At 71.0% G+C, this 542-nt stretch carries 1 protein-coding gene; it reads right to left on the reverse strand.

What is annotated here, in order from left to right; translation table 11 throughout:
- On the reverse strand, nucleotides 1-493 hold a 493-nt coding region (locus AC1DWF_RS37910), incomplete at its 3' end, for an MBL fold metallo-hydrolase (protein WP_476843554.1).
- Between the last annotated feature and the right edge of the window lie 49 nt (nucleotides 494-542).

The following is a 542-nucleotide window of genomic DNA, read 5'->3' on the forward strand; positions in this document are numbered from 1 at the left end:
GTCCCGCGGCGTCGGCGGTGACGAAGAACTGCTCGTTGCCGCTGGAGACGTGGAAGGAGCAGTGCCCCGGCGTGTGGCCGGGAGTCGCGATGGCGCGGATGCCGGGCGCGACCTCCGCATCCGCCTCGAACATCCGCATCCGCGACCGCAGCGGCGCGAAGCGCCGGGCGGTGTTCGCAAAATTCCCGCGCTGGAACTGCGGGCTGCGCGCCTCGTTGGAACTGTCGCTCCACCAGGCCCATTCGGCTGATGGCACGGCGACCTCGGCATTGGGGAAGAAGGGCTGGTTCTCCCGCGTGGTGAGGCCGGTGATGTGGTCGCCATGGAAATGGCTGACGGCGACCAGCGTGACGTCCTCGGGCCGGAGCCCGGCGGCCGCCATGTTGCGCGGCAGGAGGCCGGTGCCCGGCGCCATCTGGCCCGCGCCCGTCCCGGCATCGAAGGCGACGAGGCCGCGGCCCGTGTTCACGAAGGTCACGATATAGGGGTTCATCAGCCCCCGCGTCGGCAGGGCTGCTCCTTCCAGCACAGCCCGCACCTCG

The organism is Aminobacter sp. P4_D5, from assembly GCF_056401815.1.